Source organism: Pseudomonas sp. IB20 (genome assembly GCF_009707325.1).
Lineage (GTDB): Bacteria > Pseudomonadota > Gammaproteobacteria > Pseudomonadales > Pseudomonadaceae > Aquipseudomonas.
The window spans coordinates 3591931-3614381 of sequence record NZ_CP046103.1 but is presented as its reverse complement, the minus strand read 5'-3'; the positions used below and the strand labels follow the sequence as shown (position 1 = coordinate 3614381).

Here is a 22451-nt window from a genome sequence, read left to right as displayed (position 1 = left end):
GGGAGCTGACAAGCCAGCTCCCACAGGGCATTGTGCTCAGCCGTCCTACAGCGGCAAATGCCGACTCAACAGCGCCCGCAACGCCGCAGGTTTCACCGGCTTGGCCAAATAATCCAACCCCGCCGCATGCACCTCGGCCACCATCTCCGGCCGGCCATCGGCGCTGATCACCACCCCGGGAATCGGCTCGGCCAATTGCGCCCGCAGCCAGCCCATCAGCTCAGTACCCGTTTCGCCATGGTCCAGGTGGTAATCCACCAGCGCCAGTTGCGGGCGCATGCCTTCGGCCAGCAATGCTGCGCACTGCGCCTGATCGGTGGCGGTCCACACCTCGCAGCCCCAGCGCGTCAGCAGGCTGCGCATGCCGATCAGGATGCTCTCTTCATTGTCTACGCACAGCACCTGCGCGCCACTCAATGGCAGCCCATTGTCTAGCGTCGGCTTGACCTTTGGGCTGGCCTGGTTGCGCGCCAACGGCACGCGCACGCTGAACACGCTGCCTTTGCCCGGCCACGAACGTACGCTTAAGCGATGGCCCAGCACTCGGCACAAGCCGTCGGCGATCGCCAGGCCCAGGCCCAGGCCTTTTTCGGCGCGGGTCTGGTGGCTGTCGAGGCGCTTGAACTCTTCGAAGATTACCTGCTGTTTATCCAGTGGAATGCCCGGGCCGCGGTCCCACACTTCCAGGCACAGCTCACCCTTGCGCCGGCGTACGCCAAGTAGCACTGGGCCGTCGGCATAGCGGAAGGCGTTGGTCAGAAAGTTCTGCAGGACTCGCCGCAGCAACTTGATGTCACTGTCCACCCGTAAACGGCTGCCACGCAGGCGGAAACGCAGGCCTTGTTCGTGGGCCAAAGCCTTGAATTCGGCGCCCAGGGTGTCGAACAGCTCGTTAAGCACAAAGGGCTGGCGCTGTGGGTTGATCTTGCCGTTTTCCAGGCGCGAGATATCCAGCAGGTCGCTGATCAGGTCTTCGGCGGAACGCAGCGAGCTGTCCAAGTGCTGCACCAACTGGCGGGCTTCGGCAGACAGACCGTCGTTCTGGTGGGAGAGGGCGGCGGAGAACAGCCGTGCCGCGTTCAGCGGTTGCATCAGGTCATGGCTCACCGCTGCCAGAAAGCGCGTTTTCGACTGGCTCGCGGACTCGGCCACGCCTTTGGCATCGGTGAGCGCCACATTCAGTTGCGACAGTTCATGGGTGCGCTCGGTCACCCGTTGCTCAAGGCCCTCGTTGGCCTCGGTCAGCGCCTGCTCGGCTTCACGGAACGCGGTGATATCGGTGAAGCTCATGACAAACCCACCGCCGGGCATCGGGTTGCCGATCAGCTCGATCACGCGTCCATTCGGGAACAAACGTTCGGAGGTGTGCGCGCGGCCCTGGCGCATCCAGTGCAGGCGCCGTGCCACGTGCACTTCAGCTTCGCCCGGCCCGCACAGGCCGCGCTCGGCGTTGTAGCGAATGATGTCGGCAATCGGCCGGCCGACGCTGATCAAGCCGTCGGGGTAGTTGAACAGTTCCAGGTAGCGCCGGTTCCAGGCCACCAGTTTCAGCGACTGGTCGACCACGCTGATGCCCTGGGTGATGTTTTCAATCGCGCCTTGCAGCAGCGCGCGGTTGAACTGCAGCACCTCGGAGGCTTCGTCGGCGATGCGTACGACGTCCTCCAACTGCATTTCCCGCCCTTCAATCGCGGCTTTTACTACAGCGCGCGTCGAAGAAGCGCCTAGCACACCGGCCAGCAGGCGTTCGGTGTGGGCGATCCAGTCGTTATCGGCATTCTGATTCGGGTTAAAGCCTTTGCCCTGACGATAGGCGAAGCGGATAAAGCTCTGCTGCGCGCGCTCTTCACCGACAAAGCGTGCGGCCAGGCTGAGCAGGTCGCTGATCTGTACCGACAACATTGAGCGCGCGCTGGCGCGTTGGCTGGTCTCTTGACCGATAAAACGTCCGGCCTGCCAATGCTCGGAAACCCTTGTGCGCGACAGCATCGAGACCCACACGAACAGCGTGAAGTTACCCGCCAGCGAGAACACGGTGCCCAGGGTCAGCGAGGTGACGGAAAAGCCAAAGGGGTGTGAATGCATCCACGTCAGGCCGGGGAAAAGGCTGAGCGACCAGCCAAGACTTTTCGCGGTCACTGGTAGGACCAAGGTGTAGAACCACAAAAAGGTGCCTGCCGCTAACCCAGCAAATACACCCCGCCGGTTGGCCTGCTTCCAGTACAGCGCGCCGAGCATCGCCGGGGCTAGTTGGGTGACGGCGGCGAAGGCAATCTGGCCGATGGTCGCCAGGCTTGCGGTGGAACCGAGCAGCCGATAACTCACGTAGGCCAGCAGCAGGATGATCACAATGCTGACCCGGCGTACCGACAGCATCCAGTGGCGGAACACTTCGAACGGCCGCTCGGCGCCGGAGCGGCGCAGCAACCACGGCAGCAACATGTCGTTGGACACCATGGTCGACAAGGCAATGCTGGCCACGATCACCATGCCGGTTGCCGCCGACGCGCCGCCGATAAACGCCAGCACGGCGAGGGCCGGATGCGATTGGGCCATGGGCAGGCTGATCACGTAGGAGTCGGGCAATACCGAACCGGGCAGCAGCATTTTGCCGCCCAGGGCAATGGGTACGACGAACAGCGCGGCCAGGATCAGGTAGGCCGGGAATACCCACTTGGCCAGGCGCAAATCCTGCGGGTCGATGTTTTCTACTACGGTGACGTGAAACTGGCGAGGCAGGCAGATAATCGCCATCATTGCCACGCCGGTTTGCACCACCATCGACGGCCAGTTGATGGTTTCTTTCCAGTACTCCTCAAGGCGCGGCGCCAGCATCGCCTGGCTGAACAGGTCACCGAAACCGTCGTACAGGCCGTAGGTCACGAACGCACCGACGGCGAGAAAGGCGAACAGCTTGACCAGTGATTCAAACGCAATCGCCAGCACCATGCCGCGGTGGTGTTCAGTGGCGTCGAGGTTGCGTGTACCGAACACGATGGTGAACAGCGCCAGCACCAGCGACACGATCAGCGCGGTGTCCTGGGCGCGGGTGCCGGTGGTGTCGGGGCCGGAGCCGATCAGCAGGTTCACGCCCAGCACGATGCCTTTGAGCTGCAGGGCGATGTAGGGCAGCACGCCGACCAGGCAGATTAGCGCCACCACCACCGCCAGGGACTGGGATTTGCCGTAGCGCGCGGCGATAAAGTCGGCGATCGAGGTGATGTTTTCCTGCTTGCTGATCAGAATCATCTTCTGCAGCACCCAAGGTGCCAACACCAGCAGCAGTACCGGTCCTAAATAGATCGGTAAAAATGCCCACAGTTGTTCGGCGGCCTGGCCTACTGCGCCGAAGAACGTCCAGCTGGTGCAGTAGACGGCCAGCGACAGGCTGTACACCCACGCACGCACCTTCGGCGGCAACGGCGCGTGGCGGCGGTCACCGTAAAAGGCGATGGCAAACATAATGGCCATATAGGCCAGGGCAACGGCGGCGATCAGCCCGCTGGACAGCGTCATGGTAACTCCGAGCATAAGAACACCCAGGCATTCCAGGCCCGGTGAGACAGTCTCGCATGATGCTTGGGGTTAGTCAGTGTCGACCAAGGTCGTGTGGGAGCTGGCTTTCCTGCGATGCGCATGGGTCAGCGTCTATCAGTGGCACCCGGTTGATGCGATCGTAGGCAAGCCAGCTCCCGCAGAATTCAGCCTCCATCGCTACCTCGGTGGCAAGGTCTTCTGACGCAAGATATAGATCGTCACCAGCACCGCACTGGTCAGCATAAACCCGCGTGCCCACGGCAGCGGCACCAAGTAGCAGGAGACGCCAATACTCAGCCACATCAAGCCGATTGCATAGACTTTGCCCTTGAGCGGGATACCGTTGCCGTCCAGGTAGTCTTTGATCCACGGGCCCAGGCGCGGGTGTTCCACCAGCCAGTGGTAGAAACGCGGGGAGCTTCGAGCGAAGCAGGCGGCGGCGAGAAGCAGGAAGGGTGTGGTCGGCAACACCGGTAGGAAAATGCCGATCACCCCTAGCGCCACGCTCAGCCAGCCGATGGCCAGGAGTGCGTAACGCAGGAGCGGCGAGCGGTTGCCCATGGGTGTCACGGGCAAACGACTCAGTGGTGACGTGGCTTGAGGATCGCCGGTTTTTCGTCAGGCGCGTTGCACAGCAGGTACAGCGCAGTCAGGGCTTCCGGGATCTGTACGATCATGTCATCCATCAGGTTGGCATCGGCAGCGATGTCGGAAAACTCCGGCTGGTCGTCGAACAGGCCCGAACCGACCATGATCGGCAGCAGCATTTCGCTGACTTCTTCCTCGGCGGTCTCAAACCAGGCGGCTTCGCGCAGGAACACGCCTTCCATGAAGCCGATGCACCAGCCGCGCAGGTCGGAGTCATCCGGCTCTTCGCCGAGGTCCAGGTCGCACGGCAGCTCGAATTCCTCATCGGAGGCCAGTTGGCGACCGATGTGGGCTTTGAGGGCCAGCAGGGTGGATTCGATTTCTTCGCGCTGGGCGGCATCGGCGTAATGCGGTTCTTCGGCGAACAAGGCGTCGATCCACTCACGGTCCGGCACGATGTCGGAAGAGATCGACAGGGCGGTCAGGTAGCCGTGGGCGGCCACGTAGTCCAGCGCCTCGTCATGCAGCTCATCGGCGTCGAGGAAGGCTTGCAGGCGGGTTAGTTGCTCAGCGAAGGACATTACGGGATACCTTGGGAATAAACGATGCGCAATTCTAGGCTTTCTTGAGCGCCCAGGCCAGCCACACGGCATATTTGCCAGGTTTTAGATAGCGCTCGCAATTCGTCGGTGGCGCCCTTTGCACAGTAACGCTCGGGTATACTGCCGCGTTTTGTGATGCCCCTGCAGGCCAAGCGCCAACCCGTGAAAACTTCGCTTACGGATTATTTCCCGTGAAGCCGGGTTTTTTCGGCCAGCCTGTACAGAGGGATTTCGGCACCATTTTGGAGTTTTACATGCTCGAGCAGGCTCAACGCGTCCTCAAGGACATCTTCGGCTACGACAGTTTTCGTGGCCGCCAGGGTGCGATCATTGAGCGCGTGGCCAATGGCGGCGACGCCCTGGTATTGATGCCTACCGGCGGCGGCAAATCCCTGTGCTTCCAGGTGCCGGCGTTGTTGCGCAACGGCCTGGCCGTGGTGGTGTCGCCGCTGATCGCGCTGATGGACGACCAGGTCGCCACCCTTGAAGAGCTCGGCGTCGCCGCCGCGGCGTTGAACTCCACCCTCAGCGCCGAGCAGCAACGCGACCTGGCCGCACGCATCAAGCGCGGTGAAGTGAAGATGCTCTACCTCGCCCCCGAGCGCCTGGTGCAGCCGCGCATGCTGGCGTTTTTGCAGAGCCTGGAAATCGCATTGTTCGCCATCGACGAAGCCCACTGTGTGTCGCAATGGGGCCACGACTTCCGTCGCGAATATTTACAGTTGGGCCAGTTGGCGGAATTGTTCCCCGACGTACCGCGTATCGCCTTGACCGCCACCGCCGACAAACGCACCCGTGAAGAAATCGTCGAGCGCCTGCATTTGCAGAACGCCGAGCGCTTCCTGTCGAGCTTCGACCGGCCGAATATTTTCTACCGCATCGTGCCCAAGGAGCAGCCGCGCAAGCAGTTGCTGGCATTCCTGTCCGAGCGGCGCAGCGACGCGGGCATTGTCTATTGCCTGTCACGCAAGAAGGTCGATGAAGTCGCGGCGTTCCTCTGCGAGCAAGGCTACCCGGCGCTGCCGTACCACGCCGGCCTGCCCAATGAAACGCGCTCTGCCCACCAGAAACGCTTCCTCAACGAGGAAGGCCTGATTATGGTGGCCACCATTGCGTTCGGCATGGGCATCGACAAATCCAACGTGCGCTTTGTGGCGCACATGGACCTGCCCAAGTCCCTCGAGGCGTATTACCAGGAAACCGGTCGCGCCGGCCGTGATGGCCTACCGGCGGATGCCTGGATGGTCTACGGCCTGCAAGATGTGGTGATGCTCAAGCAGATGCTGCAGAACTCCGAAGGTGACGAGCGCCACAAGCGGTTGGAACAACACAAGCTCGACGCCATGCTGTCGCTGTGTGAAGAGACCCGCTGCCGCCGTCAGACCCTGCTGGCGTATTTCGACGAGGACATGCCCGAGCCGTGCGGCCACTGCGACAACTGCGTCGACGGCGTGCAGACCTGGGATGCCACCGAGCCGGCGCGCCAGGCGTTGTCGGCCATCTACCGCACCGGCCAGCGTTATGGCGTGGGCCATCTGGTGGATGTGTTGCTGGGCAAGGACAACGAAAAAGTGCGCAGCTTCGGCCATCAGAAGCTCTCGGTCTATGGCGTCGGTAAAGCCCGCGCCGAAGGCGAGTGGCGTTCATTGTTCCGCCAGATGGTCGCGCGCGGCCTGGTGGACATCGACCTTGAAGGATATGGCGGCCTGCGCCTGAACGACAGCTGCCGGCCATTGCTCAAAGGCGAAGTGAGCCTGGAGCTGCGTCGTGACCTTAAGCCGCAAACCACGGCCAAGAGCAGCACCAGCCAGGCCAGCCAGTTGGTGCGTGGCGAAGAACGCGAGCAGTGGGAAGCCTTGCGCACCCTGCGCCGCAAGCTCGCGCAGGAACACAGCGTGCCGCCTTACGTTATTTTCCCCGACTCCACCTTGCTGGAGATGCTGCGCGAGCAGCCCACCACCATGGCCGAAATGGCCCGGGTCAGTGGCGTCGGTGCGCGCAAGCTGGAACGCTACGGGCAGGCCTTCCTCGAAGTGCTCGGCGGCCAGGTCGAAGCGCCGAAGGAAGTCGCCGATATTCGCCACGAACTGATCAGCCTGGCGCGTGCTGGCATGACCCCGATCCAGATCGCTGGCCAGCTGCAATGCTCGGAAAAAAACGTCTACACCTTGCTGGCTGAATCCATCGGCAAGCAGCAGCTGTCTTTAGAGCAGGCCCTTGATTTGCCGGAAGATCTGCTCGGTGAAATCCAGGACGCATTCCTCGACGGGGAAGGCGAATTGCCACCGGTTGCGGAGATCGCGCCGCTGTTTACCGGGCGTGTTCCAGAGGGCGTTTTGTACTGTGTGCGTGCCGCTTTGCAGTCTGAATTCGAAATTTAGTGTGCTAATTGCGCCAATGTAACGAATCAGTACATAGCGGTGCTTGCCTCATGGCATGGCTCATGCTTAGCTGACTAATAATTAGCCACACTTTATTTTCAGTCTAAACCACGAGTTTTTTATGCCGTTAACCGATCAACACCGCTTTGGCATGCAATTGGCGCAAATGTCCCGAGGTTGGCGCGCCGAGCTGGACCGCCGTTTGGCGGGGCTGGGTTTGTCCCAGGCGCGTTGGCTGGTGCTGTTGCACCTGGCCCGTTTCACCGAAGCGCCCACCCAGCGTGAGCTGGCGCAAAGCGTCGGGGTAGAAGGGCCGACGCTGGCGCGTTTGCTCGACAGCCTCGAAGGCCAAGGCCTGGTGCAACGCCAGGCCGTGCTGGAAGACCGGCGTGCCAAGCGTATCTTGCTGTGCGACACCGCCTGCCCTTTGATCGAGCAGATCGAAACCATCGCCACGGCGTTGCGCCATGAGCTGTTTGTGGGCGTGGATGAAGAAGATTTGCGCGTGTGCATGCGTGTGCACGGGCATATTTTGGCGAATCTGGAAAAGCCCTAAGGTAGCGCCTGATTAATGTCGAGCGGGTTGTTGTGGCGAGGGAGCTTGCTCCCTCGCCACAAAAGCCAGCCCCCACAGTTGTTTTGTGTACTGTCTAGAAGGTTTGGCCCAGGTTCAGGTACACCGCCTGCTGCTTATCATCATTGAACCCATAGCTGAAATTCAGCGGCCCCAGCGGCGTATCAAACCCCAGGAAAACACTCGCAGCGTTGATGTAGCCACTGTCGAATTGATTGTCGTTGTTCCACGCCCGGCCGCGTTCTAACGAGGCGCCCAGGTACAGCGGAAAATCCAGCGGCAGGTACGAGCGCGGCGTCAGGCGGCGATAGTACACCGCGCGCATCAAGGCAATGTTCTGCCCCGAGATCGAATCTTCGCGAAAGCCCGACAGCTGCCGCGCACCGCCCAGCAGGAAGCTGGAAATCACCACGTCGGATTTATCCAGGGTGCGTCCGTAACGCCCGCCCAGTATGAGTGTGTCCGGGCCATGGCTCATGGCCTTGTCCAGCTTGAACTCCCACTGCCGGTAGCGCTGGTCCGAGCCTAGGCCAGGTTCGAATTCGCGGAAGGCCAAGCTGATGTCTTCGCCGGTATGGGGGAAGTACACGTTGTCCAGGGAGTCGAAGGAGTACTTCAGCTCATAGAAGCCTTCATTGAAGTTCACGCTTGGCAGGTCGCGCTCGCCAATGCGCACGTCCGCCTTGCCCCAGGCTTCGCCCACGCCGAAGCGGATCTCGCCGCTGTTGCCGATCTGGCGCCCCACATTCAAGCCAAAACCGTAGCGCTCCAGCCGATACTCGGCGATGGGGTCGTTGTCCAGAACCAGGTCAACGTTCTGCGCCTGGGCACTGATATAGGGCGCGACGAAGTAGCGAGAGCCGACATCCAGCGGTTGGTAGAACTCGCTGTACAGCTCTTGGCGATCACCGATCTGCACCCGCGTCAGCCATTCGGCGCCGAGGCGGTTGATGCCGTTCATGCGGTAGCTGGCGCCGAGGTTGAAGGCGCTCTCGCCGCGCATGTCATCCGACAGGTTCAAGCCCAGGCGTAAGTAATCGGTGCCGCTGCGCTTGCCGCGTGCGCTGATCACCAAGGTGTTGTCCTGGCCCTTTTTCACCACGCGGTATTGCACCTGCTCGAAGTAATCCAGGCCGTACAGGGTGCCCATGTCGGTTTGCAGGCGATCCAGGTTCAACGGCTCGCCCAGGTTTTGGCGGATGTAGTAACGGATCACGTCATCGCTGACTTTCGAATCGTTCTCCACCTTGATCGCAGTGATCACCGGGGTACGTTCGCCCGGCGTACGCGCGGCGAGCAGTTGCGGGTCTACCGGTTCCGCGGGGCGCAGATGCGCCAGGCGCACATCGAGGGCGCGGGTGGCGCGGTAGCCGGCGTCGATCATGTCCTTGGCGCGGCCGAAATCCGTCACGCCGTAGGCGGCCAGCGGCGGCTGGATCAGTACGTCTTTGGGGTGCAGGGCCTTGAGTTGCTCCTCGGAATTGCGCCGGGTCATCAGGGTGATGGACTGGTTGAGCACGTCGACCACGGTGGCCAGTTGTTTGCGCGTGCGCAGCGGGGTGCCGATGTCGACGACGATGGCAATGTCGACGCCCATCTCGCGCGCCACATCCAGCGGGATGTTGTCGGTCATGCCGCCGTCCACCAGCAGCCGGCCGTCTATTTCCACCGGGGCGAACACCGCCGGGATCGACATGCTGGCGCGGATCACCTGGGGCAGGTGGCCTTTGTTGAACACCACTTTTTCGCCGGTGGTGATATCGGTGGCGACCGCGCGGAACGGGATCGGCAGCTTGTCGAAGTTACGCGTGTTACTGCTGTGGGCGAACATGCTTTCCAGCAGCAGTGCCAGGTTCTGGCCCTGGATCACACCGAGCGGCAAGCCGAGGCTGCCGTCGTCGCGAAAACTGAGCTTCTGCTTGACCAGGAAATCGCGGTCATCCTGCTTGCGCCGAAACGGCACGTCTTCGCGTGGCGGTGCGTCGGACAGGGCCTGTTGCCAATCAATATCCAGCGCGAGCTTTTCCAGCTCATCGATCTTGTAGCCCGACGCGTACAGCCCGCCAATCACCGCGCCCATGCTGGTGCCGGCAATCGCATCGATGTGAATGCCTTGTTCTTCCAAAGCCTTGAGCACACCTATATGCGCCAGGCCACGCGCGGCGCCGCCAGACAGCACCAGGCCGATTTTGGGGTGCGGTGTTTCAGCGGCGTCGGCTAGGAGAGGGAGCAGGCACAGGAACAGGCAGGACAACAGGCGGCGCATCACGAATCTCAGGGCTGGGCGATAAAGGTCGGTATTATAGCCACTCGAACCTCCGAGCCTGTCATACCTGGAACCTCTCAAATTATGTCGCTGAGCAAACCCGAGATCGTCATCACCTATTGCACCCAGTGCCAGTGGCTGTTGCGCGCCGCGTGGCTGGCCCAGGAATTGTTGAGTACGTTCGCTGACGACGTGGGCCGTGTGGCGCTGGAGCCGGCCACCGGCGGCACGTTTCGCATCACTTGCGACGGTGTGCAGATCTGGGAGCGCAAGGTCGACGGTGGTTTTCCGGAAGCCAAGGTGCTTAAACAGCGCGTGCGTGATCAGATCGACCCACAGCGGGATTTGGGCCACAACGATCGGAGGCAATAAAGGCCACCGCCGCTTGCGGGCCTGCGCTGGCGCTGCCCATCAAGCCGGAGAGCACGATGGCGACGATAATCAGCGCGCCACCCAGCAGCATGCGCAAGGTTGGGGTTTCGGCAAACAGCAGCCAGGCCACGGTGATGCCATAGACCGGCTCCATGGCGAACACCACCGAGGCGGTGCGCGCCTTGATCACTGCGAGGCTGGCGACAAACAGGCTGTGGGCCAGGCCGGTGCAGAACACCCCCAGCAGGCCGATCCACAACCAGTCGATGGCGCGCACCTCTGCCAGCCCGGGTGCCGCCACGGGCAACAGGCAGGCCGCGACCACCACGTTTTGGCACAGGGCGGCCTGCACTGCTGGAATCCGCCCGGAACTGGCGCGATTGTTCAGCGATAACAACGAAAACAGCAGGCCGGAAACAATGCCCCAGAGCAGGCCGCCCGTAGCCGCGCTGGCGAGGTCGAAGTCTGGCGTCACCAGTATCAGGCCGATGCTGACCAGCACCACCAACAGCACTTCATTGGCGCGAATGCGCTCGCGGAAGATCAGGCCTTCGAGAATCACGGTAAACGCCGGGAACGCAGTAAACCCCAGAGTGGCGACGGCAACCCCGGCGACTTTGACGGCAATAAAGAAGGTCACCCAATGCGCCGCGAGCAGCACGCCGCTGATTAGCAGGCGACGCCAGTCGCGCATCTCGAGTTTTTTCCAAGTGGTGTTGCTGGCGAATCGCGCGAATACGGCGAGGGCCAGCACGGCAAAAGCGGCGCGGCCAAATACGATGATGGCGGGCGAGGCGGCCGCCAGCTTGCCGAATACGCCGGTGAGGCCAAACATCAATGCGCCGATATGCAGGGCGCCGAGGGCTGAGCGGGGAGTCATTGCGATCCTTGAACCAACGGGAGTGACAGAATCGCAGTCTAGAGGGTGGAAGGTGCGGGCGTCTGTCGCCCGGCTCGAGATTTTTATCGCAGGGCTCTTCTTGCGGTTCTTACGACGAGCGCCGCAATGCGCCGGGGGATGCGCCAAATTCGCGCAACATCGCAGCGGCAAACGCACTTTGCGAACTGTAGCCGACGCGCTCGGCGATTTCACCGATGGGCAGCGGCGTTTCGCGCAACATGCCCAAGGCCATCTGCAGGCGACGGCTGCGGATATAGTCCATCGGCGTCTGCCCGCACTCAGCGATAAAGCGCGCATGCAAGCGCGCTACCGACAAGTCGGCAATGCGCGCGAGGTCCGCGACCTGTAACGGGTGCGCAACATGCCGCTCGATATGTGCATTGAACGCCGCATACGGCAGGCGCCGGCCCGGCACCGGTTGGGTAATCGGGTGATTAAGGCTGGCCAACAACAGCACCGCACCTTGCTGCACGATCAACGGGTCATCCACCGGGCTGTGGGCCAGCCATTGCACCAACTGGCTTTGCCGGGAATCCAGGGCCAGGCGCGCCGGTTGGTCGAGCAAGCGCCGGCTGGCCTCGGCATGCTCGCCCAAGGATTGCAGCACCCAGTGCTCGGTGGGCACATCCAGCACCAGGCAACGGCTGCCATCGCGACTGCCACAGGCGTGGTGGGCAGAGAAGGGCAGCACCATCACGCTGTTCTCGCGCACCTGGCTGCCACGGCCATCCACTTCCAGATCCAAATGCCCCGACAGGCCGAACACCAGTTGTGCGTGGTCATGGCTGTGGGCGAGGGGTTCTTCGAGGTAGTGGCGCAGCGTGAGGGTTGGGCTCATCGCGGTCTCCTGGGCGAGCAGGCTCCTGGCCTAGTCGCGCCAGTCTACAACGCTTCAAGGGCGCCAGGCGCTGTCATCAGATTGACGCACAGTTGTCATGGGCTATTAACCGCCAGGGCGCAAGCTCGCGAAAACACCGTTGAGGGATGCCCATGACCCGTGCCGAGTTCGCCAAACCCAGCCGTAAACAACGGGTTCGTACCCTGTGGATTTCCGACGTGCACCTAGGCACGCGCGATTGCCAGGCCGAACACTTGTCGCAGTTCCTCAAGGGCTACCACGCCGACAAGGTGTACTTGGTTGGCGATATTATCGACGGTTGGAAAATGCGCGGCGGCATGTATTGGCCCCAGGCCCACACCAACGTGATTCGCCGCCTGCTGACCATGGCCAAGCGCGGCACCGAGGTGATCTACGTCACTGGCAACCATGACGAGTTTCTACGGCGCTATTCCAAGCTGATTCTGGGCAATATCCAACTGGTGGACGAAGCCGTGCACGTCACCGCCGATGGCCGTCACCTGCTGGTGATCCACGGCGACCAGTTTGATGTGATCACCCGTTACCACCGCTGGCTGGCGTTCCTCGGCGACTCGGCCTACGAGTTCACCCTCACGCTGAACCGCTGGCTCAACCACTGGCGAGCGCGGTATGGCTATGGCTACTGGTCGCTGTCGGCGTACTTGAAGCACAAGGTGAAGACGGCGGTGAGTTTTATCAGCGATTTCGAAGAGGCGATCGCCCACGAAGTGACCAAGCGCGAGTTGCACGGCGTGGTCTGCGGGCATATTCACCATGCGGAGATTCGCAAGGTGGGCGAGGTGGACTACCTCAACTGCGGGGATTGGGTGGAGTCGTGCACGGCGTTGATCGAGCACTGGGATGGGCATATCGAGTTGTATCGGTTGGCAGATGCGCAAGCCAAAGAGGCGCAGTTGAAAGCCGAGATGGTCGCAGGCTAGCCGCCAACACACTCCAAATGTGGGAGCAGGCAAGCCAGCTCCCACAGTTTGATGTCCCACACTCCAAATGTGGGAGCAGGCAAGCCAGCTCCCACAGTTTGATTCGGTTTCTTCAGTTGCAGACGTCAGCGATGGCTTGGGCCAACAGCGTCAAGCGCGTGGCATCAATGCCAGCCACGTTAGCCCGCCCCGAACTGACCATGTACACGCTGTGCTTCTCGCGCAGTTGCTTGACCTGCTCGGCACTTAGGCCGGTATAGGAAAACATCCCACGCTGCGCACCAATATGCGCAAACCGTTCGGCCAGCCCGTGGGGCGTAAGCGCTTCCACCAGCCCGGAGCGCAGTTGCGCAATCCGCGAACGCATGGCTTCGACTTCGTCGCTCCAGCGCTTTTTCAGCTCGGCATCGCCGAGGATGGTCGCAACCACGGCTGCGCCATGATCCGGCGGGGTCGACCACAAATTACGCGCCGTGTTTGCAAGCTGGCTGCGCACATCGATGAGCTTCTCGGCATCCGCCGCGCACACGATCAACGCGCCGACACGATCACGGTACAGGCCGAAATTCTTCGAGCAGGAGCTGGTGATCAGCACTTCCGGCAGTTCGGCTGCAAACAGCCGCACCGCCCAAGCGTCTTGCTCCAGGCCGTCGCCAAAGCCCTGGTAGGCGAAGTCGATAAGCGGCAGCAGTTGGCGTTCGCGGACGATCTTCAGCACCTGGCGCCAGTCATCCTGGGACAGGTCGAACCCGGTCGGGTTGTGGCAGCAGGCATGCAGCAATACCACGTCGCCCTTGGGCACGTTGGCGAGTGTTGCCAGCATCGCGGCCACGTCCAGGCGGTTGTCAGTACCTACATAAGGGTAGTGGCTGACGGTGAGCCCAGCCTTGGCGAAGATGGTTTCGTGGATCGGCCAGGTTGGGTTGCTCAGCCATACGCCACGGCCGGGCAGGGTGTGGGCGATAAAGTCGGCGCTCAGGCGCAGGGCGCCGGTGCCGCCTGGGGTTTGCGTCGCGCCGGCACGGCGGTCGCGGATCAAGGCGGAGTCGGCGCCGAGCACCAGTTCGCTGATCAACGCACCGAACGCTGCATCGCCGTGGCCGCCGATGTAGGTCTTGGTGGTCTGAGTGTCCACCAGGCGCTGCTCGGCCAGCTTCACCGAGTACGGAATCGGCGTCAGGCCTTGGTCATCCTTATAGACGCCCACGCCGAGGTCGAACTTGTTCGGGTTGCTGTCCTGGGCATACAGGTCCATCAGCCCGAGAATCGGGTCGCCGGGCACGCGGCCAATAGCATCGAAATGCATTACTTGCGGCCCTCGGCGTCCTTGGCCACTTCGTCAGTGCGCGCGGCCATGATGAAGTCGTTGCGATGCAAGCCTTTGATCGAGTGGCTCCACCAGGTCACGGTGACTTTGCCCCACTCGGTGAGCAGGCCTGGGTGATGGCCTTCGGCTTCGGAGATTTCACCCATGGCATTGGTAAAGGCCAGGGCGAATTTGAAGTTCTTGAACAGGAAAACCTTTTCCAGCTGCATCACGCCATCGCGTACTTCGATGTTCCAGTCGGGAATCTGCTTGATCAGTACCGGCAGCTCTTCGTCGCTGACTTGCGGGGCATCGGCGCGGCAGGCTTCGCAGTGGGCTTGGTTCAAGGTGGTCATGTGGGGTGTCCTGAATTCGAGTGATTGAAGATCAGTGGGCGTTACCCTAAAGCAACGCGCGGCCAGGGAACAGACTCACCTGGCCTCAAAACGTAAGTGTCACGCAGCTTTGGGTTTGGGTGGAAACGTCGGCGCGTGCAGACCTAGCTGCATACCGCGCTCGACCATGCCCATGATGTCTTCCTGCGCCACGTCGAACAGGCGCTTGAGCTCAGGCAGGACGAAATACAGCGGTTGCAGGATGTCGATGCGGTACGGCGTGCGCATCGCTTCCAGCGGGTCGAAGGCTTGGTGCTTGGGCTCATCCGACAGGCAGTACACGCTCTCTTTGGGCGACGACAAAATGCCGCCACCGTAGATGCGCCGACCTTGTGGCGTGTCCACCAAGCCAAACTCGATGGTCATCCAGTACAAACGCGCCAGGTACACGCGCTGTTCCTTGGTCGCGGCCAGGCCGAGCTTGCCATAGGTGTGGGTAAATTCGGCGAACCACGGGTTGGTCAGCAGCGGGCAGTGGCCGAAGATCTCGTGGAAAATATCCGGTTCTTGCAGGTAGTCCAGTTCTTCTCGAGTACGAATAAAGGTCGCCACCGGAAACTGCTTGCTGGCGAGTAATTCGAAGAAGGTCTGGAAGGGGATGAGTGCGGGTACACGGGCGACTTGCCAGCCGGTAGTTTCAGCCAGCACCTGGTTGATTTCGCCCAGTTGTGGAATGCGGTCCAGGGGCAGGCCGAGCTTGTCGATGCCGTCCAGGTATTCCTGGCAGGCGCGACCCTCGATCACTTTCAGCTGGCGCGTGATCAGCGTGTTCCACACCGCGTGTTCTTCCGGCGGGTAGTGGATAAAACCTTGCGCATCGGGCTCGCGGGCCACGTAGTGCGTCTGCTTCATACGGCTCTCCTGCTAGGCATTCGTTCTTGTTATGTGCGGCGTATGGCCTATTGATAACCCGGAAGGCGGAGGATTCCATCGGGCCTTGGCTTGGACTTGTAGGAAAAATTACCGATATTCGTAAAGTATTCGTTACGATCCTGCGGCTCTGCGATGTATTGGGCTGTGAAAAGGTCACGTACTGTCACATAATCTTGACGACTATCTGCGCCCAGCGGCAAAAAGACGCGGCGCTTTCCCACTTTTCGGGCCTTTTCATGCGTATTAAAGTGCACTGCCAGAACCGCATCGGCATCCTGCGGGACATTCTCAACCTGTTGGTGGAGTACGGCGTCAACGTCGCCAAGGGCGAGGTCGGCGGCGAACATGGCAACGCGATTTACCTGTTTTGCCCGAACCTGGTGAACATGCAATTCCAGGCGCTGCGCCCGCAATTTGAAGCAATTGCCGGTGTGTTTGGCGTCAAGCGGGTAGGGCTGATGCCCAGCGAACGTCGGCATATGGAGCTGAATGCGCTGCTTGGCGCGCTGGAGTTTCCGGTGCTGTCGATCGACATGGGCGGCTCCATCGTCGCCGCGAACCGGGCGGCGGCGCAGTTGCTCGGGGTGCGCGTGGACGAAGTGCCGGGCATTCCGTTGTCGCGGTATGCCGAGGATTTCGACTTGCCGGAGTTGGTGCGCGCGAGCAAGTCGCGGATCAACGGCTTGCGGGTCAAGGTTAAGGGCGACGTGTTCCTGGCGGATATTGCGCCGCTGCAATCCTCCGAGCACGACGACAGCGAAGCCATGGCCGGCGCCGTGTTGACCTTGCACCGCGCCGACCGCGTCGGTGAGCGCATCTACAATGTGCGCAAGCAGGAACTGCGCGGCTTCGACAGTATCTTCCAGAGCTCCAAGGTGATGGCGGCGGTGGTGCGCGAGGCTCGCCGCATGGCGCCGCTGGATGCGCCTCTATTAATAGAAGGCGAAACCGGCACCGGTAAGGAGCTGTTGGCGCGTGCTTGTCACCTGGCCAGCCCGCGCGGGCAATCGCCGTTGATGGCGCTTAACTGCGCAGGCCTGCCGGAATCGATGGCCGAGACCGAGCTGTTCGGCTACGGCCCAGGCGCGTTTGAAGGCGCGCGGGCCGAAGGCAAATTGGGCCTGCTGGAACTGACGGCGGGCGGTACGTTGTTTCTCGATGGCGTTGGGGAAATGAGCGCGCGCTTGCAAGTGAAGTTGCTGCGGTTTCTGCAGGACGGTTGCTTTCGCCGGGTGGGCAGTGATGAAGAGGTCTACTTGGATGTGCGGGTGATCTGTGCGACCCAAGTGGACTTGTCGGAGCTTTGCGCCCGAGGGGAATTTCGCCAGGACCTTTATCACCGGCTGAATGTGTTGTCGTTGCATATACCGCCGCTGCGCGAATGCCTGGATGGTTTGGCGCCGTTGGTTGAGCACTTTCTTGATCAGGCCAGCCGGCAGATTGGTTGCCCATTGCCCAAGTTGGCGCCGGCGGCGATGGATCGGCTTAGCCACTATCACTGGCCGGGCAATGTGCGGCAGTTGGAAAACGTGCTGTTTCAGGCGGTGTCGTTGTGCGAGGGCGGGACGGTCAAGGTTGAGCATATTCGTCTGCCGGACTACGGCGTGCGTCAGCCGCTTGGCGATTTTTCTCTGGAGGGTGGGTTGGAGGCGATCGTCGGTCGGTTTGAGAAGGCGGTGCTGGAGAGCTTGTATGCCGAGCACCCGAGCAGCCGACAGCTGGGTAAGCGGCTGGGGGTGTCGCATACCACCATCGCTAATAAGTTGCGTGATTACGAGATTCTCAAGGGCGATAAATAATCACAGGCACACTGCAGTTAAAACTGTGGGAGCGAGCAAGCGCTATCACAGGCACACTGCAGTTAAAACTGTGGGAGCGAGCAAGCGCGCTCCCACATTTGATCTTTGTCATTTTCAAGACCGATGCTTGCCGCAGGCGGCAGTAGTCCGCCGTTTTTTCGACTCTTACCCATCCCTTAAATCCTCGCGCCTGTCAGCAAACCCCCGCCCCGCCTGGATTTTGCCCTCTTTTAAAAAGTTGGTTCGCAAATTGCTTAAGCCTCATCAGTACAACGGTGGGCGGCAAGCGTCCGTCAGAAAGAGGATAGAGCGTGGACAAGTACCTTTATGTGGCAATGACCGGCGCCAGCCAGAATGCACTGGCGCAGAAGGCCCATGCCAACAATCTGGCGAACATCTCCACCAACGGTTTCCAGCGCGACCTGGAGCAGGCGCGTTCGATGCCGGTGTTCGGTGACAGCTTTCCGGCGCGTGCCTTTGCCATGACTGAGCGGCCGGGTACTGATTTTTCCCCGGGCGCCATGATCGAAACCGGTCGTGACCTGGATGTGGCGGTCAACGGCAACGGTTGGATCGCCGTGCAAACCCCCGATGGCAGCGAGGCCTACGTGCGCAGCGCCAGCATGAACGTTGACGCGCTGGGTGTGCTGCGCGCCGGCAACGGCATGCCGGTGATGGGCAACGGTGGCCCGATTGCCGTGCCGCCCCAGCAGAAAATCGAAGTGGGCGCCGACGGCACCATCAGCATCCGCGCCATGGGCGAAGGCCCACGGGTGATGGCTGAAGTGGACCGCATCAAGATGGTCCAGCCGGACCTCAAGAACATGAACAAAGGGTTGGACGGCACCATCCACACCAAGGATGGCCAGCCCGCCCAGGCGGATGCGAACGTCAAGCTGACCTCGGGCTTCCTGCAGGCGAGCAACGTCAACGCCGTGGAAGAAATGACCGCAGTGCTGTCGCTTTCCAAGCAGTTCGAGCTGCACATCAAGATGATGAACAGCGCCAAAGAAGACGATCAGGCTATGACTCGCGTTCTGTCGATGAGCTGATAGCGGCCTCACTGAACCAACACTAATTTTGCAACACGGCGCCAACAAACAGGCGCACGAAGGAGAACAGCATGCTTCCGGCTCTATGGGTTGCCAAAACAGGTTTGTCCGCCCAGGACACTAACCTGACCACCATTTCCAACAACTTGGCGAACGTGTCGACCACGGGTTTCAAACGTGACCGCGCTGAGTTCCAGGACTTGCTCTATCAGATCAAGAAGCAGCCGGGCGCCCAGTCGACACAGGACAGCGAACTGCCGTCGGGCCTGCAATTGGGTACCGGTGTGCAGATCGTCGGCACCCAGAAGAACTTCAGCGCCGGTAACCTGCAGCAAACCGGCCAGCCGTTGGACATGGCCATCAACGGCCGTGGTTTCTTCCAGATCCTGCAACCGGATGGGACTACGTCCTACACCCGTGACGGTACTTTCCACCTCGACTCCAATGGCCAAATCGTCACGGCCAACGGTTTCGCCCTGGAACCGGCTGTCGTCGTGCCTGCGGATGCTAAGACCTTCACCGTCGGCAACGACGGCACCGTGTCGATCACCGTGGCCGGCAGCCCGGCGTCGCAAGTGATCGGCAACCTGCAAACCGCTGACTTCATCAACCCGGCCGGCTTGCAGGCCATGGGTAACAACCTGTTCCTGGAAACCGCCTCCAGCGGCGCGCCGCAGATCGGCACCCCTGGCCTGAACGGTTTCGGTACCACCCTGCAAAGCACCCTGGAAACGTCCAACGTGAGCACGGTTGAGGAGATGGTCAACATGATCACCACCCAGCGCGCCTACGAGATGAACTCCAAGGTGATTTCCACCGCCGACCAGATGCTTTCGTTCGTAACGCAGAATCTGTAATCAAGTCTATGGGGCGCCGTTGACGGCGCCTGCAGCACCGTGAGGTAAGGGTCATGAATCGCTATGTTTCTGTTCTGGCATTGAGTGGGATCGCCGTGCTCGCGGGCTGTGTCGCCCCGACGCCAAAACCCAATGACCCGTACTACGCGCCGGTGTTGCCACGCACGCCGCTGCCTGCGGCGGCCAACAATGGCTCGATCTACCAGGCCGGTTTCGAACAGAACCTGTACAGCGACCGTAAGGCGTTCCGAGTGGGTGACATCATCACCATCACCCTGAACGAAAAGACCCAGGCCAGCAAGAACGCCAACTCCCAAGTGGGCAAGACCAGTAAGGCCGGCATTGGCTTGACCTCGTTGTTTGGTGCTGTACCCAATGTCAACAACCCGCTGGGCAATGGTGATCTGAGCTTGAATGCCGGCTACAGCGGCGACCGTGCCACCAACGGCAAGAGCGCGGCGGGGCAGGGCAACAGCCTGACCGGTTCGATCACCGTAACCGTGGCCGATGTATTGCCCAACGGCATCATCGCGATACGCGGTGAAAAGTGGATGACCCTCAATACCGGTGATGAGTTGGTGCGTATTGCCGGGATGGTGCGGGCCGATGACATTGCGACTGACAACACCGTACCGTCGACGCGGATTGCCGATGCGCGCATTACCTACTCGGGTACGGGTTCGTTTGCTGATGCGAGTCAGCCAGGCTGGTTCGACCGTTTCTTCCTTAGCCCGCTGTTCCCTTTCTAGGTGGCCACTTTGAAACTCAAACAGCTGATGGCTGCCGCGTTATTGCTGGCCTTGAGCGCAGGGGCCTTTGCTGAGCGGTTGAAAGACATCGCCAGTATTTCCGGCGTGCGCTCCAACCAATTGATCGGGTACGGCCTGGTGGTGGGGCTCAACGGTACGGGTGACCAGACCACCCAGACCCCGTTCACCCTGCAGACCTTCAACAACATGCTCTCGCAGTTCGGCATCAAAGTGCCGGCGGGTTCGGGCAACGTGCAGTTGAAGAACGTCGCGGCCGTGTCGATCAGTGCCGACTTGCCAGCGTTCTCCAAGCCGGGCCAGGTGGTGGACATCACCGTGTCGTCGATCGGTAACTCCAAAAGCCTGCGTGGCGGTACGCTGTTGATGACGCCTCTTAAAGGTATCGACGGCAACGTCTACGCCATCGCCCAGGGCAACCTGGTGGTGGGCGGTTTTGACGCCGAGGGCCGCGACGGCTCGAAAATCACCGTTAACGTGCCATCGGCCGGGCGTATTCCGGGCGGTGCCATGGTGGAACGGACCGTGCCCAGCGGTTTCAACCAAGGCAACAGCCTGACCTTGAACCTCAACCGTTCGGACTTCACCACCGCCAAGCGCGTGGTCGACAAGATCAACGACATGCTCGGCCCTGGCGTGGCCCAGGCCATCGACGGCGGTTCGATCCGTGTTACTGCGCCATTGGACCCAAGCCAGCGCGTCGACTACCTGTCGATCCTGGAGAACCTTGAGGTCGACCCAGGCCAGGCGGTGGCCAAGGTCATCATCAATTCGCGTACCGGCACCATCGTGATCGGCCAGAACGTCAAGGTGTCGCCGGCAGCGGTGACCCACGGCAGCCTGACCGTGACCATCACCGAAGACCCGATCGTCAGCCAGCCTGGGCCATTGTCCAACGGCCAGACGGCGGTGGTTCCACGCTCGCGTGTGAATGCTCAGCAAGAAGCCAAGCCGATGTTCAAGTTCGGCCCCGGCACCACGCTGGATGAGATTGTCCGCGCGGTGAACCAGGTGGGCGCCGCCCCAGGCGACTTGATGGCGATCCTCGAAGCTCTGAAACAGGCCGGCGCCTTGCAAGCCGACCTGATTGTGATCTGAGGCCATGGCCATGGATATGCGCAAGAGCGGGATCAGCAGCACAGCGGACTCGGGGTCTTACTCCGACCTGAATCGGCTTAACCAGCTCAAGGTCGGTGCCGACAAGAACAGCGAAGGCAACATGCGCAAAGTGGCGCAGGAGTTTGAGTCGCTGTTTTTGAGCGAGATGCTCAAGTCCATGCGCTCGGCCACCGAGGCGCTGGGCAAGGACAACCCGATGAACACCCCGGCCGCCAAGCAGTACCAGGAAATGTACGACCAGCAGTTGGCGGTCTCGATGTCCCGCGAGGGCGGCGGTATCGGCTTGGCCGACGTGCTGATGCGCCAGATGCAGAAGAACAAACCGGTGGACGCCCAGGCGGCCACCTTGCAAGGCCCAGAGGCGGCGCAGGCGCCCGCGAAAAAAGTCGATGTGCCGACTGAAATTGCTGCAGGCACCACAGCCGAAGGGCCGTTGGGCCGCTCCAATGGCCAGCGCCCGCTGTGGGCTTACCGCGTGGCCGTGCCTGAAGGCGCCAGTGCTCACGCCAACGATATGGAGCTGATGAACCAGCGCCGTATCGCTTTGCCAAGCAAGCTGACTGACCGTCTGTTGGCCGGCATTGTGCCTAACGCACCGGTCGCCATCGATGCCAAGAGTGCGCCGCTGCGTAATAGCGCCGCCGCCGACAACGTGATCAACAGCACCGCGCACAGCTTTGCCGTGCCGAGCGGGCGCATGCAGGTGTATGGCCGCGCCATCGCCCAGCCACCGCTGGCACCGGCGAAGAAAGCCTTCAGCTCGCAGGATGAGTTCGTTGCCACCATGTTGCCGATGGCCAAGGCCGCCGCAGCGCGTATCGGCGTCGATCCGAAGTACCTGGTGGCCCAGGCCGCCCTGGAAACCGGTTGGGGTAAATCGGTGATGCGCGCCGAAGACGGCAGCAGCAGCCACAACCTGTTCGGCATCAAGGCCGGGCAGAGTTGGCAGGGCGGCCAGGCGCGTGCAATCACCAGCGAGTTTCGTGATGGGTCGATGGTCAAGGAGACGGCGCACTTCCGCTCCTATAACTCCTATCAGGACAGCTTCCACGACCTCGTGACATTGCTGCAAAGCAATGATCGCTATAAAGAAGTTGTGAAATCAGCCGATAACCCGGAGCAGTTTGTACGCGAGTTGCAAAAAGCCGGATATGCAACCGACCCGGACTACGCCAGCAAGATTTCGCAGATCGCCAAAACGATGAACAGTTACCAGAACTACGCTGCCGCTGGCGCGACCACTCATTTATAAGGTCTGAACC

General features: G+C 61.2%; 19 protein-coding genes. 10 read left to right on the top strand and 9 right to left on the bottom strand.

Going from position 1 to position 22451, the window contains the following annotated elements:
* Positions 1 to 45: 45 nt before the first annotated feature.
* The 3 genes from GJU48_RS16750 to GJU48_RS16740 all read right to left on the bottom strand — a co-directional run bounded on the left by GJU48_RS16750 (position 46) and on the right by GJU48_RS16740 (position 4706).
* The gene (locus GJU48_RS16750; protein WP_094950300.1) at positions 46 to 3516 is read right to left on the bottom strand and encodes a hybrid sensor histidine kinase/response regulator; all 3471 of its coding nucleotides are present in this window, start codon (positions 3514 to 3516) and stop codon (positions 46 to 48) included.
* 198 nt (positions 3517 to 3714) lie between these two features.
* On the bottom strand, positions 3715 to 4098 hold the full coding sequence (locus GJU48_RS16745) for a YbaN family protein (RefSeq protein WP_094951587.1): 384 nt from the start codon (positions 4096 to 4098) through the stop codon (positions 3715 to 3717).
* Between the two features lie 20 nt (positions 4099 to 4118).
* The gene (locus tag GJU48_RS16740) at positions 4119 to 4706 is read right to left on the bottom strand and encodes a UPF0149 family protein (RefSeq protein WP_094951588.1); all 588 of its coding nucleotides are present in this window, start codon (positions 4704 to 4706) and stop codon (positions 4119 to 4121) included.
* A 275-nt stretch (positions 4707 to 4981) separates the two neighbouring features.
* Between GJU48_RS16740 and recQ the strand changes: the two genes are divergently transcribed.
* Together recQ and GJU48_RS16730 are read left to right on the top strand one after the other, a co-directional pair.
* Positions 4982 to 7108, top strand: a complete 2127-nt coding sequence (gene recQ, locus GJU48_RS16735; protein ID WP_094951621.1) for a DNA helicase RecQ — start codon at positions 4982 to 4984, stop codon at positions 7106 to 7108.
* Positions 7109 to 7229: 121 nt separating this feature from the next.
* Complete coding sequence (locus GJU48_RS16730) at positions 7230 to 7664, top strand: MarR family transcriptional regulator (RefSeq protein ID WP_094951589.1); 435 nt, start codon at positions 7230 to 7232, stop codon at positions 7662 to 7664.
* Positions 7665 to 7758: 94 nt separating this feature from the next.
* On the opposite strand, the gene GJU48_RS16725 is transcribed toward GJU48_RS16730, so the two are convergent.
* The gene (locus GJU48_RS16725) at positions 7759 to 9948 is read right to left on the bottom strand and encodes a patatin-like phospholipase family protein (RefSeq protein ID WP_094951590.1); all 2190 of its coding nucleotides are present in this window, start codon (positions 9946 to 9948) and stop codon (positions 7759 to 7761) included.
* Between the two features lie 84 nt (positions 9949 to 10032).
* Between GJU48_RS16725 and GJU48_RS16720 the strand changes: the two genes are divergently transcribed.
* Positions 10033 to 10320 (top strand): SelT/SelW/SelH family protein, encoded by a 288-nt coding sequence (locus GJU48_RS16720; RefSeq protein WP_094951591.1) that lies wholly within the window; start codon positions 10033 to 10035, stop codon positions 10318 to 10320.
* Here GJU48_RS16720 and GJU48_RS16715 read toward each other — a convergent pair.
* Together GJU48_RS16715 and GJU48_RS16710 are read right to left on the bottom strand one after the other, a co-directional pair.
* A complete protein-coding gene (locus GJU48_RS16715; protein ID WP_256671156.1) occupies positions 10253 to 11200 on the bottom strand; it encodes a DMT family transporter in 948 nt (315 codons plus the stop codon). The two genes, GJU48_RS16720 and GJU48_RS16715, sit on opposite strands and share 68 nt — an antisense overlap.
* A 109-nt stretch (positions 11201 to 11309) precedes the next feature.
* The gene (locus GJU48_RS16710) at positions 11310 to 12059 is read right to left on the bottom strand and encodes an AraC family transcriptional regulator (RefSeq protein ID WP_094951594.1); all 750 of its coding nucleotides are present in this window, start codon (positions 12057 to 12059) and stop codon (positions 11310 to 11312) included.
* Between the two features lie 152 nt (positions 12060 to 12211).
* Here GJU48_RS16710 and GJU48_RS16705 point away from each other — a divergent pair, with 152 nt between their 5' ends.
* Positions 12212 to 13021, top strand: a complete 810-nt coding sequence (locus tag GJU48_RS16705; RefSeq protein ID WP_094951595.1) for a UDP-2,3-diacylglucosamine diphosphatase — start codon at positions 12212 to 12214, stop codon at positions 13019 to 13021.
* Positions 13022 to 13133: 112 nt separating this feature from the next.
* On the opposite strand, the gene GJU48_RS16700 is transcribed toward GJU48_RS16705, so the two are convergent.
* The 3 genes from GJU48_RS16700 to phhA form a co-directional block, all read right to left on the bottom strand.
* Positions 13134 to 14327: an amino acid aminotransferase gene (locus GJU48_RS16700; RefSeq protein ID WP_094951596.1), complete on the bottom strand. Its 1194-nt coding sequence runs from the start codon at positions 14325 to 14327 to the stop codon at positions 13134 to 13136.
* A complete protein-coding gene (locus tag GJU48_RS16695) occupies positions 14327 to 14683 on the bottom strand; it encodes a 4a-hydroxytetrahydrobiopterin dehydratase (protein ID WP_017134918.1) in 357 nt (118 codons plus the stop codon). The genes GJU48_RS16700 and GJU48_RS16695 overlap by 1 nt, the downstream gene beginning before the upstream one ends.
* A 99-nt stretch (positions 14684 to 14782) precedes the next feature.
* On the bottom strand, positions 14783 to 15574 hold the full coding sequence (gene phhA, locus GJU48_RS16690) for a phenylalanine 4-monooxygenase (protein ID WP_094951597.1): 792 nt from the start codon (positions 15572 to 15574) through the stop codon (positions 14783 to 14785).
* A gap of 257 nt (positions 15575 to 15831) precedes the next feature.
* Here phhA and GJU48_RS16685 point away from each other — a divergent pair, with 257 nt between their 5' ends.
* The 6 genes from GJU48_RS16685 to flgJ all read left to right on the top strand — a co-directional run bounded on the left by GJU48_RS16685 (position 15832) and on the right by flgJ (position 22441).
* Positions 15832 to 17394 carry a sigma-54-dependent transcriptional regulator gene (locus GJU48_RS16685; RefSeq protein WP_094951598.1) on the top strand — a complete coding sequence of 521 codons (1563 nt, stop codon included), beginning with the start codon at positions 15832 to 15834 and terminating at the stop codon, positions 17392 to 17394.
* A 311-nt stretch (positions 17395 to 17705) separates the two neighbouring features.
* On the top strand, positions 17706 to 18446 hold the full coding sequence (locus GJU48_RS16680) for a flagellar basal body rod protein FlgF (RefSeq protein WP_094951599.1): 741 nt from the start codon (positions 17706 to 17708) through the stop codon (positions 18444 to 18446).
* Positions 18447 to 18517: 71 nt separating this feature from the next.
* A complete protein-coding gene (gene flgG, locus GJU48_RS16675; protein WP_094951600.1) occupies positions 18518 to 19303 on the top strand; it encodes a flagellar basal-body rod protein FlgG in 786 nt (261 codons plus the stop codon).
* 53 nt (positions 19304 to 19356) lie between these two features.
* Positions 19357 to 20052 carry a flagellar basal body L-ring protein FlgH gene (flgH, locus tag GJU48_RS16670; RefSeq protein WP_094951601.1) on the top strand — a complete coding sequence of 232 codons (696 nt, stop codon included), beginning with the start codon at positions 19357 to 19359 and terminating at the stop codon, positions 20050 to 20052.
* 27 nt (positions 20053 to 20079) lie between these two features.
* Positions 20080 to 21168 carry a flagellar basal body P-ring protein FlgI gene (locus GJU48_RS16665; RefSeq protein WP_094951622.1) on the top strand — a complete coding sequence of 363 codons (1089 nt, stop codon included), beginning with the start codon at positions 20080 to 20082 and terminating at the stop codon, positions 21166 to 21168.
* A 4-nt stretch (positions 21169 to 21172) separates the two neighbouring features.
* Positions 21173 to 22441, top strand: coding sequence for a flagellar assembly peptidoglycan hydrolase FlgJ (gene flgJ / locus GJU48_RS16660; RefSeq protein ID WP_094951602.1), 1269 nt, complete (start codon positions 21173 to 21175; stop codon positions 22439 to 22441).
* Positions 22442 to 22451: the final 10 nt, after the last annotated feature.

What these genes read in the sequence shown, in the direction of transcription:
- GJU48_RS16665 (WP_094951622.1), top strand. Translation starts at nt 20,080, where the DNA reads ATGGCTGCCGCGTTATTGCTGGCCTTGAGCGCAGGGGCCTTTGCTGAG.
- GJU48_RS16725 (WP_094951590.1), bottom strand. Translation starts at nt 9,948, where the DNA reads ATGCGCCGCCTGTTGTCCTGCCTGTTCCTGTGCCTGCTCCCTCTCCTA.
- flgH (WP_094951601.1), top strand. Translation starts at nt 19,357, where the DNA reads ATGAATCGCTATGTTTCTGTTCTGGCATTGAGTGGGATCGCCGTGCTC.
- GJU48_RS16715 (WP_256671156.1), bottom strand. Translation starts at nt 11,200, where the DNA reads ATGACTCCCCGCTCAGCCCTCGGCGCCCTGCATATCGGCGCATTGATG.
- GJU48_RS16685 (WP_094951598.1), top strand. Translation starts at nt 15,832, where the DNA reads ATGCGTATTAAAGTGCACTGCCAGAACCGCATCGGCATCCTGCGGGAC.
- GJU48_RS16710 (WP_094951594.1), bottom strand. Translation starts at nt 12,059, where the DNA reads ATGAGCCCAACCCTCACGCTGCGCCACTACCTCGAAGAACCCCTCGCC.
- GJU48_RS16695 (WP_017134918.1), bottom strand. Translation starts at nt 14,683, where the DNA reads ATGACCACCTTGAACCAAGCCCACTGCGAAGCCTGCCGCGCCGATGCC.
- GJU48_RS16745 (WP_094951587.1), bottom strand. Translation starts at nt 4,098, where the DNA reads ATGGGCAACCGCTCGCCGCTCCTGCGTTACGCACTCCTGGCCATCGGC.
- GJU48_RS16750 (WP_094950300.1), bottom strand. Translation starts at nt 3,516, where the DNA reads ATGACGCTGTCCAGCGGGCTGATCGCCGCCGTTGCCCTGGCCTATATG.
- phhA (WP_094951597.1), bottom strand. Translation starts at nt 15,574, where the DNA reads ATGAAGCAGACGCACTACGTGGCCCGCGAGCCCGATGCGCAAGGTTTT.
- GJU48_RS16740 (WP_094951588.1), bottom strand. Translation starts at nt 4,706, where the DNA reads ATGTCCTTCGCTGAGCAACTAACCCGCCTGCAAGCCTTCCTCGACGCC.
- GJU48_RS16720 (WP_094951591.1), top strand. Translation starts at nt 10,033, where the DNA reads ATGTCGCTGAGCAAACCCGAGATCGTCATCACCTATTGCACCCAGTGC.
- GJU48_RS16730 (WP_094951589.1), top strand. Translation starts at nt 7,230, where the DNA reads ATGCCGTTAACCGATCAACACCGCTTTGGCATGCAATTGGCGCAAATG.
- recQ (WP_094951621.1), top strand. Translation starts at nt 4,982, where the DNA reads ATGCTCGAGCAGGCTCAACGCGTCCTCAAGGACATCTTCGGCTACGAC.
- GJU48_RS16705 (WP_094951595.1), top strand. Translation starts at nt 12,212, where the DNA reads ATGACCCGTGCCGAGTTCGCCAAACCCAGCCGTAAACAACGGGTTCGT.
- flgG (WP_094951600.1), top strand. Translation starts at nt 18,518, where the DNA reads ATGCTTCCGGCTCTATGGGTTGCCAAAACAGGTTTGTCCGCCCAGGAC.
- GJU48_RS16700 (WP_094951596.1), bottom strand. Translation starts at nt 14,327, where the DNA reads ATGCATTTCGATGCTATTGGCCGCGTGCCCGGCGACCCGATTCTCGGG.
- flgJ (WP_094951602.1), top strand. Translation starts at nt 21,173, where the DNA reads ATGGCCATGGATATGCGCAAGAGCGGGATCAGCAGCACAGCGGACTCG.